This is a genomic window from Paenibacillus sp. J22FR21 (assembly GCF_056269135.1).
Window position 1 is genome coordinate 1004102 of record NZ_JBWDNJ010000002.1, and the last position, 15322, is coordinate 1019423.

The following is a 15322-nucleotide window of genomic DNA, read 5'->3' on the forward strand; positions in this document are numbered from 1 at the left end:
ATATCAAAGACGGAAGACATCCCTCATACTCTTCATCAACTGGAATAATTTGAGAAGAATCGGATCGTGGAGCACAGAACGATCGATGAGGAGGAGGAGTTAAAAGAGACTTTTTCATGGTGTATTAGCTCGCTTTCCCATCCGAGACAACAGCGTGCTGCTACTCGAAGATCCAACTAACTCCTATTGAAAGGTGTGGATTTATGCGAAGGTTTTCTACTAAATTAGTTTCCATCATGTGTTTGATCGCTCTACTTACTGGTTTATTTCCTGCCGTCTCGTTCGGCGCGACCCAATCGTTCTTTGCTCCATCTGAAACATCCGGCAGCATCTCCGTCAAACTGTATCCGATGGAAAATGTCACCTCAGGTCAAACGAAGCTTGTTACGTTCGGCGTGCCATTCCCAAGAGGCTCCATAACGCCTGCGAATGTATCGAAAATTCGCGTGTTGAAGGGCGGTACTGAAATTCCCGCCTTCGTTGAAATGCAAACGCCATGGCGCAGCATAACAAATTCTTCTCTAGATGGGGCTTCCGTTCGAATTGCGCGCATCCAGATTCAGAACACGTTTACTTCCGTTTATCCGAATTCGGAGACAATTACGGTGGAATGGGGCCTTAACAACCGGGTCCAGAACATTTCGACACTTACGAATCCGAGGTCGGCATGGCATCAAGTAACGACGGGCACGTTCGCAGCGTCAGACAACGTATACGAACCTGACGTTTATGCGGTGCTGCCGAAAGACTTTCTTGCCAAAGGTGTGCTGAAAGGAACGCGGATGAACACGTTCGACAGCAGCATAACCGAGACAAGAGATAATCCGACCACGATGGATGCAACCGAGCATTGGCCGGGATACACGGAGATGGAGCATGCGTTCAAGAACAACTTCTACATGCTCGTGAACGAGGATGATCCTGCCGTTATAACCGGCGATTCCGGCTCCGGATACAGGAGCGACTACAAAACCAATTACGATCCATGGCTCTATGACCGCGCGGCAACGATGTACACGCTATACATGCGGAGCGGCTCGCTGAAATCGCTGCGAGAGGCAGTGCGGCATACCGACTATTACAAAACGAAAATTTACCCGGCGACAACGACGCCTTCCAGAGCCGTCGGACTTTTCACAATCAAAAATCCTGATCCGAACGGTTGGCCAGGCGGAAACGGCGCGATGTACAGCTACGACGAGTCGATGGCCTATACGTACTGGCTGACCGGTGACAACGATATGCTGACCTACATTCCGCTGATCGTTCAGGCGCATGAAACGAATGACGAGCCGACACGGTGGGATCCGAGCCTCGGGACTTGGACCGAACGGCATACGGCTTTCCGGTTGCTAGCCAACCTGATTGCTTACGAAGTAACGGGCAACACGACTTATAAGACGAATGTGCTCAATCAAACGGCTGATTTCATCTGGCATCAGAACGGTGCAGGCGGGCTAATTCCGGCAACCCGAGTCGACGGCGGACTCTATCATTATGGCAGCCAGCATGGCGACGGCGTGCCCGGCGATTTGATCGGTTCGACCTGGATGAGCGTGCTGACACAAGATGCCATGGTCCGCGCTTATGCGTTTACGGAAGATACGAATATCGCTAATTTTGTGAAGCGTATGGGTACTTTTCTGAATAACGCTTCGCGTTCGGATGCTTACCATAGCTTCGATACTTATGTCGGCGCACTTCGTTATCCAGATTATATGGTGAAATACGACGGGACTACGGATGCGCTGGACGGCGGACGCGGAAGCTCAAGCGATCCGACCGGAGGTACAACGATCGAACATGATCTCGAGGTGGGGAACGCGATAATGTGGGCCGACTACTTCGGTCAGTTGCTTGGCGGTTCGCCGAATACGACTTGGGAATCGGCTGTATCCGATCTATACAACGGCTACGATATCGGCGTTAACTTCTGGATTCGTCCGACCGGTCCTTCAGCGGGGAAAACCGCTTACCGGATTACGCCAAACCGCAAATGGGGCTGGGAGTTCCGCACAACCGGCAGCTTCACGTGGCTGGCGTCTCAACTGCTGTCCGGTTCCGCACCCGGCGATACGACGGCGCCAACAGTGTCGATCACAGCGCCGACAAGCGGTCAAACGGTATCCGGCACGATTACGTTGTCGGCAAACGCCTCGGATAATGTTGGCGTGGCAGGCGTGCAATTCAAGGTCGATGGCACTAATGTCGGCACGGAAGACACGTCTTCGCCATATTCGATCTCGTACAGCACGTCGGGCTTAGCGGCTGGATCGCATTCCATTACGGCGGCAGCACGTGATGCTGCGGGCAATACGACGACATCGTCCGCAGTGTCTGTGACGATAAGCGCGCCTGCCGATACGACGGCGCCTACGGTGTCGATTACAGCGCCAACAAGCGGCCAAACGGTATCCGGCACGATTACGGTTTCGGCAAATGCCTCGGATAATGTTGGCGTCGCAGGCGTCCAGTTTAAAGTCGATGGCACCAATGTGGGCACGGAAGACACGACTTCGCCGTATTCGATTTCGTACAACACGACATCGCTTACAAACGGTTCCCATTCGATTACGGCGGTAGCGCGCGATGCTGCAGGTAATACGACGATATCGTCCGCGGTGCCTGTTACCATATCGAATAGCGCCACGGGAACGGTCACTTTCCAGCAAGGAGTGAACAGTTACACCGGCGCGAAGGATGTGTCGCTCACATCGCAATACAGCGGCAACGGCGGCAATATTATCAGCGGCACGTTGAAAGTATTCGATCAAACCAGCCAGACAATGCCGTATGAAATCGATTCGCTGCTGCGCTTCGATAATATCTCGATTCCGGCCGGTAAAACGGTCGCATCGGCAAAGCTGACACTCAAGATGAACACATGGGCGACCGGCTTTACGATGGAAGGTCGTTACATGCAGACGGATTACGATCCGACTTATTCGCTCATCGGATGGCAGAACCGCAAGTCTGGAGCGCAATGGGCGACGGCAGGAGCAAAAGGCAGCGGGACCGATTATGTATCCGGCAAATCATTTACGATATCCAGCTTCACCGCAACCGGCGATCAGGTGATCGATATTACCCTCGATCCGACAATCGTACAGGGCTGGCTGACCACACCGTCCACCAATCAGGGCGTTCTGCTGTATATAGATAATCCAACTAACATTGCGCTGGATATATACTCCGCAGAAGACGCAACAACGGCAAACCGGCCGAAGCTGTCGATTACGTACCAGTAAATAATAAACGGGCCAAGGAGTTAATCTCCTTGGCCCGTTCTATACCTTAGCGTTTCGGCATTTTGCTTTCGTCCATGTAGAGCAGGTTCCAGCGATGATCGTCCAGGTCTGCGAATCCTGCGCCGTACATCCAGCCGTCAGTTTCACTCGGCTTGCCAAAGATGCTGCCTCCGGCAAACTCTACTTTTTGAATACAGGCATCGACTTCTTCCCTGCTGGCAGCGCCGAGAGAGAATATGACTTCTGCGCTATGGGATGTATCCGCGATTGTGGAACCGGTAAATTTCTCAAACGTCGCATCGGGGAACAGCAGTATCGTTGTTTGTCCAATGGCAAGCTTGGCTCTCTCATTACCATAATTCGTCGCCTGATATCCAATCTCATTGTAAAAGGCAGTTGACTTCTCGACATCTTTGACCGGCAGGTTAATCCAAATCTCCTGTGACATGGCTGTGGCCTCCTAGAATATAGTTCCAACTCCTCCTACTATACGCTACTTCCCGCAGCAGAAGCGAATTATATCTATCCTTTATTCCCTCTAACTAGTTATAATAGTTGGGGGCGATATCATCACAAGAGGAGATAGCATGAGCTTACGAGAAGGATTTAAAAAAGTCTTATTATATGGAGTTTTCATCGGTTACATAGTTTTGTTAATTCAAATATTGTTCTTATCGAGAGTTTCGATCTCAGAGCTGTTTAGTGGCCAAAGAAGTGTAGTTAGGTCCATCAATCTCATTCCTTTTCATAGTATAGGTGAGTTCATTTCCGGCAGGACGGCTAATATACAACAATTCGCTTTGGGCAATGTGGTTGGCAATATCCTTATGTTTATTCCCCTTGGTGTCTACTTGGCATTATTTAAGACCAACAAAAGAATAATAAACAATCTAATGTTTATATTGATTGTGAGTGTAATGGTTGAAATCATTCAAGGACTTCTGGGGATTGGATCAGCAGATATCGATGATATCTTTCTCAATGGTTTAGGTGGATGGATGGGTATTTTAGCGTATAAGTCTTGTCTATTCCTACTGCGAGACGAGAAGAAAGCGATTTCTGTAATCACGGTGCTATCTGCTATCGTCGGAATACCGGTTATCTATTATTTATTATTCATGATCAAAATGAAATTCTGAATATATGGATCGCCTTATGTAAGATCGGTAGGTTAATTCTACCGATCTTTTTTGCGTGCTGCGTATTATTGTCAATACTTTGTCCTCTCCCGAATAGGATTAAACATGTACCTATTCTGAGGGGTGAAAATCATGTATTCAGCAGAAATCAGCCGTACGAATCCGTCGTGTTTCTTGTTTATTATCGACCAATCCGGATCGATGTCCGATCCGTTCGGGGCAAGCACCAAGGCCGAGAGCGTCTCGGACGCCATCAACCGGTTATTGCAGAATCTTGTTATCAAGTGCGCAAAGTCGGAAGGAATACGCGATTACTATCACGTTGGCGTCATTGGCTATGGTGCCGGTGTCGGTCCGGCGTTTGGCGGCGTGTTGGCGGGAAAAGAAGTGGTGCCGATTAGCGAAATTGCCGATAACCCGTCCAAGCTGGATAAGCGTCTCAAAAAAGTACCGGATGGGGCAGGCGGATTGGTGGATCAACTCGTCAAATTTCCGGTCTGGTTCGAGCCTGTAGCAAACGGCGGCACGCCGATGTGCGAAGCGATGAGAACGGCTCATACCGTTCTTAGTCAATGGATCAGCGAGTACACGCATTGTTTTCCGCCGGTTGTCATTCATATCACGGACGGGGAATCGACGGACGGCGATCCGACGCTTGAAATGGAACAATTAAGAGCGTTATCGACGGACGATGGCCATGTACTGCTATTCAACCTGCATATTTCCGATAATCCGAGCGCAGTGGAGCTTCGCTTTCCGGAAACCGCGGATGAGCTGCCTGACGCTTATTCAAGGGTGCTCTACGAAGGTTCAAGTCCGCTGACGCCTTTTATGATCCGAGTCGCTGATCAGGAGTACGATTTGCATCTTTCGGATGGCGCGAGAGGTTTCGTGCTCAATGCGGATTTAACGCTCGTGATTCAGGCGCTTGATATCGGAACTCGCCCGGCCAATTTGCGATAAGGGCTGCTAAATATGCGAATTGATAGCGACTGTTATTCATTGCCGAAGGCGGGAAATCACAGCCATGAATATGAGGATGCCTCCCATATCAGTACACATGTTCAGAAGGAGACGACTATCAGCAGATTCGCTATAGCAGATGGAGCCAGCGAGTCCTCATTTGCCGACCTATGGGCGAATTTGCTCACAAGCGGTTATTGCTATGGCAGGATCGATGGGTTGCACATCCATAAATCGGTATCGCCATTATCGAAAGCCTGGCTGAAAAAAACCAACGGCAAAAACCTCCCCTGGTACGCGCACGAGAAGCTCAGCAGCGGGGCGTTTGCTGCTTTAGCTGGGATCACGCTCCGGTTTGCGAAGGATGCCGAGTCCGCGGCATTTGATGCGTTCGCGGTCGGCGACAGCTGTATTTTTCATATTCGCGGGGATGCGTTGATCGCGTCATTTCCTCTGAGCAACGTCGATGATTTTGAGCGTCGACCTGTACTCATTTCCAGTAACGCAGCCAATAACGTCCAGCTTAAATCGTCCGTTCACGAATGGAGCGGTACCGCCGAAGTGGGAGACGCGTTCTGGCTGATGACCGATGCCCTAGCCTGCTGGCTGTTAACCAATTACAGGGAAGATCGCAACGTAATCAGGCGATTACTTGAGCTGGAAGGAGAACGTGATTTCAACCGCCTCGTGCATGAAGAGCGACGGCGGCTTCATCGTGAAGGCCAATTCTATCTAAGGAACGATGACGTTACGTTCATTCGACTAAATCTGGTTAAAGGGAAGTGAGGCGATGTTCTGGCCCACTCCGCAAGATTATAGGGAAGCGATCCAGAATCCGCGTGTCTGCTTCAAGGATTCGGAGCTGCAGTCGGGACTCCCTGAAATGGATAAGTTCGGCCTGCCCCGTCCGATTTCGGGGAGCTTCGCCAGCGTATACAAATTGAAGTGCGGTGAGCGAGAGTGGGCGATCAGGTGCTTTACCAACAATGTAAAGGATCAGAAGATTCGTTACGATGCCATCAGCTTGCATTTACGCTCCAATCCTCTTCCTTATCTCGTTCCTTTCGAATATCTTTCCGAAGGCATCAACATTAATGGCCAGTGGTTCCCGGTCGTGAAAATGCAGTGGGTGGAAGGAGAGTCGCTGCACGATTACATAGAGCGCAATTTGCATCGTGCCGACGTGCTGCAAGAACTCTCCGACAAATGGATCGTAATGACCCGCGAGCTGCGCTCCGCCAATATTGGGCATGGTGACTTACAACATGGAAATATATTGATTAACCAAGACGAAATTATACTGATCGACTACGACGGGATGTATGTCCCCGCTTTAACCGGCATGCCGAGCAACGAGCTCGGTCATCGCAACTATCAACATCCGGGAAGGAATGAAGGACATTTCGGGCCCTATATCGATCACTTCTCAGCTTGGGTGGTATGGTTATCGATCGCAGCCGTTTGTGCCGATCCGTCAATATGGATTTCGCTTGAAGTGGGAGAGGAGGAGGAATGCCTCCTCTTAAGACGGAATGACTTTTTGAATCCGGACGTATCACGGGCGTTCGAGCTGCTGGCGCTTATTGAAGACAATGCAGTACGATCGTCTGCAAACTCCCTTCGCGCATTCGCGAAAGTGGAAGTGGCATTGGTGCCAAGACTCCCTGATCCCGAATGGGAGGGAATAGCCCTATTAAAGTCCGTAGAGGCCCGGTCTCTGCCGGAACCTTCGTATTCCGGTGGAGCGTCGTGGGTCTTGGATCATATCACCATTGAACCACGTAAGTTGCTGTCAACAACAGATCGTTTCTTGCCAGAGAGATTAGTCTCCTGCTTGATCCTATTCGCAGCAGCGTCAACAGCCGCTGTGCTATACAGTAGAGCGCCTGCCGCAGCGCTGTTCTATAGTTCGCTAATCGGTTTTGGAACGGAGACTGCTTATTTGTTCTGGCGTTTCCGGAAGTATCCTGCCGTCCGCGAAAAGTCAGCTATGAATAATAAAATAACCAAATTGGAACTTGACCTATCCGAGCTGAGAAGCGAACTGAACGAATGGATGGAGATCAAGCACAATTTTATTATGATCGAAGAAGATTTAATTCAGGATTGCGTACAAAGGCTCAAGGAAGCAGCGAATCGGGAGTTGCATGAAGCGGAAGCGGTGGAAAAGGAACTTCATATTCAGCTAAGCGGGTTGTTTGGCGAAAGACAAATCATCGACCAGCAGGAGAAAACGGAGTTGTCCGGCACGCTGGCCTCATTCCAAAAAGCATGGCTGGAAGAGCAATTAAGCAAGCACAAGATCAGCCAGGATAAAATACCGGATATAGACGATGAGATGAAACGCCGTTTAAGATCGAACAACATTCGTACGCCGGCTGATTTCAAAGACATAACGATCAATCAGTCCTATGGCCGCAAACATGTCGACAAGGTGTATTTGATTCTCGCAAACGGCGGTTCAGTTCATGTAGGCATGAGCCGAGTCCAAGCGAAAGCGCTGATCGATTGGAAAAGAAAAATCGAGCGCAGGTATCGAACGAAAATCCCTGCAGCACTTCCGCGCAGTGAAATCTCTGCCATAGCGTTAAGGTATAAGGTTCCGAAATCCAACTTGAATGTTGCAGAACAAACGTTTAGAACCGGAGCACAGGACAAGGTTGATGCGATTAAACAGGCATACCGTCCGGAGCTGGAGTCCTTAAAGAAAGAAGTGGATACTACCGGAATTCGGCTAGCGAATGAGCTTCATCGACTTGATAGACAGATCGATGAACGAAATAAGTGCCATTCGTCCAAACTGGCGGAGTACCGCGATCTAAATAAGCGCATCGCATCCTATGCGAATGTTTACTTTATAAGCTTCGTCAAACAAGTATTCCGGTTTCGCGACTGTAACAAAGTGCATGGTCGTTCGTAAGATCAGAAGCCGCTACTGCGGCTTTTTTAAATTTAATGAGATCGCTAGATTGTCGAAGTCAGGCTGTACGAATCTATCTTTCGGGAGGGCTGCCGAATGAATGGCGATTTATTAACGGTATTAATTGTTGATGACGAACTGCCGATTCGTCAGGAGCTTCGTTTATTTTCCTGGGAGAAGCATCATACCGAATGGATTGGAGAAGCGGAGAACGGCGAGGAGGCGCTGCGGTTCTGCCGCTGCCTCACGCCGGATATCGTTATAACGGACATCACGATGCCGGTCATGAACGGCATTGAGCTGTTTCGAAGCCTCAAGGCGGAGTTTCCGCAAATCCAAGTGATTCTACTTACCTGTCACTCCGATTTCGCCTATGCGCAGGAAGCGGTCAAGCTCGGTGCCGTAGAGTACCTAGTAAAAGTCACGATGGATGACTGCGATCTCGCGCTAGCGATTGACCGGGCGAAGGAGAACGTTTATCGTGAGAAGTCGCTTCGGCACAGCGAGGCGGAGCGTCAACGTCGGGAGTCGTCCGAACAGCTGATGGACATGACCCTGCAGGCTGCCGGTGAGGACATGCTGACAGCTTGGCTTCATTCTACATTCCGGGCTGCGCTTCCGATACAGCTTGCTGCGATTCATGTGGAGACGAGAAAGGCAGGGCGTCTATTCGTTCATCAAACATGCGAAGAGTCGCTGACCACACTAGAGCGCCAGAAGCCGTTCACCTGGGTTCCTGCCGACAGTGGCAGCGGTATTTATGTGCTCGTATTCCGTACGGAGGAGGGCAATCCGCCGGAAATTCACCGCGAACTGGAGGAGATAACAAAGACGCTGTATCAATCTCTCGAGAATAGGCTTCCTTACCTTAGCGATACATTCAAACTGTATGGTGTCATAAGCGAACCAATCGGGAGAAGCTTGGATTTCGCGGCTATATACCGCAGCGTTTGCGAGAGGCCTGTTGCGGTTTTCTATGATAACTCCAGTCGAGTATTTTCCACTATATCTACCACGACTGCTTCACTTGACGATCAATCGGCGAATGAAATGTCGGTCAAGCTATACAAAGCACAAAGAAACCGGGATCAGCTGGCGGCATTCATTCGGGGGGAGTTTCATCATTGGGCGATGAACACAACCATCGTACCGGAGGAGCTAAAGTCATTCGTTGCCGATTGGCTGCGCGGCTGGCATCGGGAACAAGCAGGGCAAGACCGCAACGGTAGGAAAGCGCTTGGCGAGATCATTGTTGCTGCTACCCTAGATGAATTGGTGGATGCTTTCATCCATGAAATCGAGTCGACCGACAGAATCAAGAAGTGTCGCAGAGAAATCACGGAAGCAAAGTCGTTTATCGAAGCCAACCTCGACAAGCCGATTACGCTCAACACGGTATCCCGGGAGGTCGGTCTGAGCCCGCATTACTTAAGCCGGCTGTTTCGAGAAGAAACGGGAGTTCCGTTCAACGATTTCGTAATCGGCAGAAGAATTGACAAGGCGACCGATCTACTGCTGCATACATCGCTTCGAGTCTATGAGATTGCGCAGCAGGTTGGCATTCCTAGCTACCGTTATTTCTCCGCTATATTTCGCGAACGGACCGGAGTGGCTCCAACCGAGTTAAGAATGACAGACCATAATGGCAAAGGATGATAGGAATGAAACGGATCTATCGCTGGTATAGGGGTTGGAGCCTCGCGACCAGACAATTTCTGTTTTTATTTATCATAACGTTCGCTTTCTTTATACTTCTGGCCTGGAACAACTACTACAAGGCAGCTGATTTGTTTAAGAATCAAATGGTATCGGATTCCGTGACGTTGATTGCACGCACGAACCAGTTTCTGGATACGTATCTGGACAATAGCCGGAATGTTCTATTGTTGTTATCGACGGATGCCAAACTGCTGAGGGAAGGAGACAGCCACCATATATCCGAATCGCTCCGATTCATTGTCGAGAACAATAGCGCGCTAGTGAAAACGCTGTATTTCGTTCGCAAGGATGGTAATGTGTTCGCCAGCTCCCAGCTCAATTACGATATTATCGGCAATCCGCAGCTAGACTCGATTTATGACATGTCTCTGAAGAGCTACGGCGCGGTGGTTGTCAGCCAGCCTTATGTATCTCCGCTCTCCGGTCAGACGGTGTCCATCTCCAGGCCGGTAAACGGCGATAACGGAGAAAGTATTGGTGTCGCAGTCATCGAGCTCAATCTGGATAATCTGAATCGGAAAATAAGTGAATATACCTCCGGTTCCTACCAGACGTTCGTCATCATGTCCGATACAGACAGAGTTGTAACGTTCGATCGCGATAACGGCATACTGCCGCAAAAGCCAGGCACTTATCACGAGGACCTCCCCAATGCGTTCGTCGGCAAACTTGCGGAGCTCCCGATAACGGCAAGTGAAATGAGCGGGCCAACCGGCAAGCTCGTTGTCGTCAAATCCGGACAGAATCGGCTTGGCTGGACGCTGCTCGTGCTGATCAAGGACCGATACTTCTATCAAAACGTAATCCGTTTGTTCGATAATTACAAGGCGGCCGCCAGCATATGGTTCGTGGTTCTTCTGTTCATGGCGTTTGCGATGTCTCGCTATATGACCAAATCGATTCGAATGCTCGCAATCAAGATGGACCGGGTACATGATATGGGCGTCATCCCAAGTCTTGTCGTGAAGAGAGATGACGAGATCGGACGGCTTTCCCAAAGTTTCAACGCCATGATGGAGAGGATCCGCAATCTGCTGCAGGAAACGAAGCAAATGGAAGAGCGGAAGAAATTGCTGGAGCTAAAGGTGCTGCAGAGTCAGATTGCTCCACATTTTCTGTACAACACGCTGGCATGCATCGGAAGTTTGGCCAAGCAGCACCGGACGCAAGAGGTGAAGGAAACGATCAGAGCACTAGTCGGCGTATTATCGCTCAGCTTCGATAAAACATCAGAATTTATTACCGTCAAGGAAGAGCTGCAAGGACTAAACATGTATATGCAGATCCAGAAAATAAGATATGGAGATAAATTCAGCTTAGTTCAGGAGATCGATCCGGAAGTGTTGTCCTGCACCATACTGAAGCTCACGCTGCAGCCCATATTGGAGAATGCTGTTTTTCACGGGGTCGTCCCAAGCCATTTCGGGAAAGGTCTCATTAGCGTCCGGGGATCCGTGCGGAAAGGCAAACTGCGGTTTTTTATCCGCGATAATGGGGCTGGAATGGAGAAGTCGAAGCTCCGAAAGGCACTTGACGAGCAGGTGGAAGAACATGGAAGAGAGCGTTCCTCGGGCATTGGGATGGCGAATGTCCACCATCGTCTGAGGCTTCACTATGGTGCTGCATACGGGCTAAGGATCGGCAGCGTGCCGAATGCGGGGACGGTCGTCTGCATTACGCTCCCCGCACTGCAACAATGATTAATTAGGAACGGCTTGAACCGAGATTGTCGGTTTTGTACTTCATTTCGCAAGATCACTGTATAGTTGAAAGCTTCGAAGCCTTGTTATACTTGGTTTGCGTAATTGAATGCGCTTACACATAGAAGCGAGGTGAACCCTATGAACCAGCGAGTTGCCGCCTTTGGAAGTAACATTTGGCGTTTCAGAGCTTATTACTTGATGCTCTCACCCGGACTTATTTATTATATCGTCTTCAAATACATCCCGATGTATGGCATCATTATCGCTTTCAAAGACTTCAACATCATGGACGGGATCTGGTCCAGCTCGTGGGCTAGCCCATGGAACAAGCATTTCATTACCTTTTTTCATTCACCGTATTTCTCGCAGCTGCTAACGAATACCTTTCTGATCAGCTTCTATAAATTACTCTTCGGGATGATACCTCCCATAGTCATGGCGCTGCTGCTTAACGAATGTCGGATACGCTGGTTTCGATCGCTCATCCAAACCTTAACGTATATGCCGCATTTTCTGTCTTGGGTGATCATATATGGCATTCTGCTTGCGCTTCTGTCCCAAAGCTCCGGTTTGCTGAATCAATGGTTGAAAGATGCGGGAGGAACGGCAATTCCCTTCCTAACCTCAACGTCTTCCTTCCGTACCATCCTGGTCGGATCGGAGATTTGGCAAAATCTCGGCTGGGGAGCCATCATCTATTTGGCGGCAATTGCCGGCATCGATCCAACGCTATACGAGGCGGCTCGGGTGGACGGCGCGGGAAGATTGCGAATGATCTGGCACATTACGCTTCCCGGTATTCGGACCGTTATCATCATGCTGTTGATATTGAAGCTGGGCCATATCCTTGATGCGGGCTTCGAACAAATTTATATCATGTACAACATCCAAGTCTATGCCGTCGCTGACATTCTCGATACTTGGGTGTTCCGTACCGGCCTGCAGCAGCTTAACTTCAGCTTGGCCTCGGCGGTTGGATTATTCAAGGCTGCGATTGGATTGGTTCTTGTGCTGGGGTCGAACAAACTCGCAAAGCGGTGGGGAGAGGGCATATGGTAAAAAGCACGAATGACCGCATCGCCGATACCGTAGTTTTCGCCATTCTGCTCGTGTGCGGGCTTGTCGCGGTATTCCCTCTTCTGTACGTTCTATCCGTTTCGCTCACACCGTTCAGTGAAGTACTTAAGAATGGAGGCTTCATTCTTGTGCCGAGATCAATCACATTTGGCGCCTACCACAAGCTGCTCACGGAATCGAATATTCCTCGCGCCTTCGGGGTTACAGTACTGATTACCGTCATCGGTACGATACTCAATATGGTGATTACGGCTTTAATGGCGTTTCCGCTAAGCCGCAAACAGCTTCCGGGACGCAACTTCTTTCTGATGATGGTAGTCTTTACACTGCTGTTCAGCGGCGGGATCATACCGACTTATCTGGTCGTCAAGTCGATCGGGCTTTTGGATTCCATTTGGGCCATGATTTTGCCAAACCTGGTATGGAGCTTTAACGTGCTCATTATGAAAAGCTTCTACGAGTCGCTTCCTGAGGAGCTGTTCGAATCCGCAAGAATCGACGGGGCCAAGGAATTCCGTATCTTATTGCAGATCGTCATCCCGCTATCCGTACCGGTAACGCTGACTATCGGATTGTTCTATATGGTGGGTCACTGGAACGAATTTTTTCAAGCGATTATGTACGTAACCGATCGGACGCTGTTCCCCCTTCAGGTGGTTGTGCGCGAGATATTGATCCAAACCCAGCAGCCGCTGGAAAATGCCGATAACATGACACCGAGCGAGACGCTGCAAATGGCTGCCGTTATTCTGGCCAGTTTGCCCATTATTCTGGTATATCCGTTTATGCAGAAGCATTTCACTAAAGGCATGCTGCTAGGCTCTGTCAAAGGTTGAAGCTCGGCGACCCGTTACTGCAGGAACGGGAATGACCGGTTTAACAATATAAGCGTATAAACGAAAGGGGATCTAACCAATGAATCGAATGAAAGCTGTTGCCGTCACGCTAAGCAGCCTTGTGCTTGTATGCAGCTTACTTGCAGGCTGTTCATCGGGCAATTCCTCGAATGCTTCGAACAAGAACAATTCCGAAGCATCTGGCGCAAGCACCGCGAATTCCGGTGAAACGAAAGGCGAGATCAAGCTCGATATCATGGAGACCGGTAACAATTTACCGACTCCGGACAAGGATTTCATTAAACACGCTATTGATAAAGCGATTCAAGCAGATGTGAATTTAACCGTATATGCGTCGGGCGATGATTATCAAAACCAGCTGAATGTACGGTTGGCATCCGGTAATTTCCCCGATTTATTCCAAGTATCGGATCGTGCCGCACTGAAGCAATTCGTGGATCAAGGGCTTGTGCTCGATTTAACCCCTTACACGGATAAACTGCAGCCGGTGAAGGATTTCATCGGCGGTGAGAGCTTGAAGAAGACAACGATTAACGGCAAGGTGTACGCCGTTCCGAAAGCGCCAAGTATACCGTATAACACCTATTGGATACGCAAAGATTGGCTCGACAAGCTCGGCCTTCAGCCGCCTTCTACAATTGACGAGTTTCTGAATGTAGTGAAGTCGTTCGCAGAGCAGGATCCGGATGGAAACGGCAAGAACGATACGCTCGGACTTACCGGCAGCAAGCTTTCCACGTTCTCCCCGATCTTCGGCGCATTCGGCGTAGGGGACCCGAACACGTTCTACGTCAAGGATGGGAAACTGAACAATTCGATGTATGATCCGGCAATGATAGAGGCACTCGGTTTTATTAAGAAGCTGATTGACACCGGCGCTGTAGACCCGGAGATTATGGCCAATACCGGTCTTCAGCATCAGGAGAAGGCGATTAAAGGGCAAGCAGGCATCATCTGGATCGATTGGCCGAACCTGAGCAAGGATCAGTTCACCGAGCAAATTAAGAAAGTAAATCCAAACGCGAATTGGATACAGCTCGCACCTCCTAAAGGGCCGGGCGGACAGTTCGACGGACCGTACGATCTAGGCGGCACCACCGGCATCTATGCGATCCCCAAAGCGCTGGAAAACGACAAGGAAAAACTGCAGAAAGTATTCGATCTGTTGAACTTCGTTTCCGGTAAGGAAGGTTCAATGCTGGTACAGTTCGGCATAAACGGAACGCACTACAATTTGGAAGGCGATAAGGTCACGCCGACTGCGCTGATGGGCAAGGAAGCCGGATTTACTTGGCTATATCAGTTTACCGGACGTCCCGAATTAACCTACTTAGAGACGAAATTTGCGCCGCAGTCCACCTATATCCAATTCGCCAACAGCCAGCCCAGATTACAAATTCTGAACGGGTTCCTGACGAATCCGGAAGGGTACAATCCGGCGGATACCAGTCGTTTCATAGATGAAGAATTCGTTAAATTCATCTATGGCAACAATCCGTTTACGAAATACGACAGCTTTCTTCAAACGCTTGAATCAAGCATGAACTTCAAAACGTACTTGGATGCATCGACCAAACAGCTGGAGGAGCTCGGTTACGGCAAATAAGGTAAGAGGCTAGAGCGCATCCATTGCGTGTAAACGCTTTACAGGATTAATTTACCAACTCAACCCTGGCAATGACTACGAAGTCGGAGG

Annotated in this window: 11 protein-coding genes; 10 read left to right on the forward strand and 1 reads right to left on the reverse strand. The window is 49.7% G+C overall.

Translation table 11 applies throughout. From position 1 onward, the window contains the following. Positions 1–203: 203 nt before the first annotated feature. Positions 204–3248, forward strand: coding sequence for an Ig-like domain-containing protein (locus AC0YNS_RS10350; protein ID WP_475780902.1), 3045 nt, complete (start codon positions 204–206; stop codon positions 3246–3248). A 46-nt stretch (positions 3249–3294) separates the two neighbouring features. Here AC0YNS_RS10350 and AC0YNS_RS10355 read toward each other — a convergent pair whose 3' ends face one another. Continuing rightward, a complete protein-coding gene (locus AC0YNS_RS10355; protein ID WP_475780903.1) occupies positions 3295–3696 on the reverse strand; it encodes a VOC family protein in 402 nt (133 codons plus the stop codon). 139 nt (positions 3697–3835) lie between these two features. Here AC0YNS_RS10355 and AC0YNS_RS10360 point away from each other — a divergent pair, with 139 nt between their 5' ends. From AC0YNS_RS10360 to AC0YNS_RS10400, 9 genes are all read left to right on the forward strand, one after another. After that, positions 3836–4387 (forward strand): VanZ family protein, encoded by a 552-nt coding sequence (locus tag AC0YNS_RS10360; RefSeq protein WP_475780904.1) that lies wholly within the window; start codon positions 3836–3838, stop codon positions 4385–4387. Between the two features lie 132 nt (positions 4388–4519). Continuing rightward, a complete protein-coding gene (locus AC0YNS_RS10365) occupies positions 4520–5350 on the forward strand; it encodes a vWA domain-containing protein (protein WP_475780905.1) in 831 nt (276 codons plus the stop codon). A gap of 12 nt (positions 5351–5362) precedes the next feature. Further along, positions 5363–6136, forward strand: coding sequence for a hypothetical protein (locus tag AC0YNS_RS10370; protein WP_475780906.1), 774 nt, complete (start codon positions 5363–5365; stop codon positions 6134–6136). Between the two features lie 4 nt (positions 6137–6140). Next, complete coding sequence (locus AC0YNS_RS10375) at positions 6141–8270, forward strand: hypothetical protein (protein WP_475780907.1); 2130 nt, start codon at positions 6141–6143, stop codon at positions 8268–8270. Positions 8271–8366: 96 nt separating this feature from the next. Beyond that, positions 8367–9926, forward strand: a complete 1560-nt coding sequence (locus AC0YNS_RS10380) for a response regulator (RefSeq protein WP_475780908.1) — start codon at positions 8367–8369, stop codon at positions 9924–9926. 5 nt (positions 9927–9931) lie between these two features. Beyond that, positions 9932–11689 carry a cache domain-containing sensor histidine kinase gene (locus tag AC0YNS_RS10385; RefSeq protein WP_475780909.1) on the forward strand — a complete coding sequence of 586 codons (1758 nt, stop codon included), beginning with the start codon at positions 9932–9934 and terminating at the stop codon, positions 11687–11689. 141 nt (positions 11690–11830) lie between these two features. After that, the gene (locus AC0YNS_RS10390; RefSeq protein WP_475780910.1) at positions 11831–12751 is read left to right on the forward strand and encodes an ABC transporter permease; all 921 of its coding nucleotides are present in this window, start codon (positions 11831–11833) and stop codon (positions 12749–12751) included. After that, the gene (locus AC0YNS_RS10395; protein WP_475780911.1) at positions 12745–13605 is read left to right on the forward strand and encodes a carbohydrate ABC transporter permease; all 861 of its coding nucleotides are present in this window, start codon (positions 12745–12747) and stop codon (positions 13603–13605) included. The genes AC0YNS_RS10390 and AC0YNS_RS10395 overlap by 7 nt, the downstream gene beginning before the upstream one ends. 79 nt (positions 13606–13684) lie before the next feature. After that, positions 13685–15232, forward strand: a complete 1548-nt coding sequence (locus tag AC0YNS_RS10400) for an extracellular solute-binding protein (protein WP_475780912.1) — start codon at positions 13685–13687, stop codon at positions 15230–15232. The last annotated feature ends 90 nt before the right edge of the window (positions 15233–15322 follow it).

Bases quoted from the DNA above. Each gene is read 5' to 3' on its own strand.
- AC0YNS_RS10350 (WP_475780902.1), top strand. From the start codon at position 204: ATGCGAAGGTTTTCTACTAAATTAGTTTCCATCATGTGTTTGATCGCT.
- AC0YNS_RS10355 (WP_475780903.1), bottom strand. From the start codon at position 3,696: ATGTCACAGGAGATTTGGATTAACCTGCCGGTCAAAGATGTCGAGAAG.
- AC0YNS_RS10360 (WP_475780904.1), top strand. From the start codon at position 3,836: ATGAGCTTACGAGAAGGATTTAAAAAAGTCTTATTATATGGAGTTTTC.
- AC0YNS_RS10365 (WP_475780905.1), top strand. From the start codon at position 4,520: ATGTATTCAGCAGAAATCAGCCGTACGAATCCGTCGTGTTTCTTGTTT.
- AC0YNS_RS10370 (WP_475780906.1), top strand. From the start codon at position 5,363: ATGCGAATTGATAGCGACTGTTATTCATTGCCGAAGGCGGGAAATCAC.
- AC0YNS_RS10375 (WP_475780907.1), top strand. From the start codon at position 6,141: ATGTTCTGGCCCACTCCGCAAGATTATAGGGAAGCGATCCAGAATCCG.
- AC0YNS_RS10380 (WP_475780908.1), top strand. From the start codon at position 8,367: ATGAATGGCGATTTATTAACGGTATTAATTGTTGATGACGAACTGCCG.
- AC0YNS_RS10385 (WP_475780909.1), top strand. From the start codon at position 9,932: ATGAAACGGATCTATCGCTGGTATAGGGGTTGGAGCCTCGCGACCAGA.
- AC0YNS_RS10390 (WP_475780910.1), top strand. From the start codon at position 11,831: ATGAACCAGCGAGTTGCCGCCTTTGGAAGTAACATTTGGCGTTTCAGA.
- AC0YNS_RS10395 (WP_475780911.1), top strand. From the start codon at position 12,745: ATGGTAAAAAGCACGAATGACCGCATCGCCGATACCGTAGTTTTCGCC.
- AC0YNS_RS10400 (WP_475780912.1), top strand. From the start codon at position 13,685: ATGAATCGAATGAAAGCTGTTGCCGTCACGCTAAGCAGCCTTGTGCTT.